A 472-nucleotide genomic window follows, 5' to 3' on the forward strand; every position below is an offset into this window, starting at 1 on the left:
ACAGCAGAAACAAACTGGAAATACACGTTTGAAAAACTACAAGCTTATGATGCAAAAGGTAAGGTATACAAGTATGAAGTGAAAGAACAAGCAGTACCAGGATATGAATCAAAAGTAAGTGGTACTGACNNAATACAAAAGTAGGCAAAACGAAAGTAGAAGGAACGAAGGCATGGAACGACGGAAATGCAACAGACCGTCCGACAATGATCAAAGTAGACTTACTACAAAACGGGAACGTGATTCAAACACAAGACGTATTCGCAGTAATGGGCTGGAAATATATATTCTCAGATTTAGCAGCATATGATGCGGAAGGTAAGGCTTACGAATATACAGTGAAAGAACAGCCAGTACCAGGATATGAATCCAAAGTAAGTGGTACCGACATCACAAATACAAAAGTAGGTCAAACAAAAGTAGAAGGAACGAAGATATGGAAAGATGATAATGCAACAGATCGTCCGGAAAT

At 38.7% G+C, this 472-nt stretch carries 2 protein-coding genes; both read left to right on the plus strand.

What is annotated here, in order from left to right:
* The coding region (locus COI75_RS26860; protein ID WP_176535580.1) for a Cna B-type domain-containing protein at positions 1 to 144 on the plus strand (144 nt) is incomplete at its 5' end.
* A 62-nt stretch (positions 145 to 206) separates the two neighbouring features.
* Positions 207 to 472 (plus strand): Cna B-type domain-containing protein (locus tag COI75_RS26865; RefSeq protein WP_176535581.1); only part of this gene is annotated, 266 nt, incomplete at its 3' end.

The organism is Bacillus cereus, assembly GCF_002564555.1.
GTDB lineage: Bacteria > Bacillota > Bacilli > Bacillales > Bacillaceae_G > Bacillus_A > Bacillus_A cereus_K.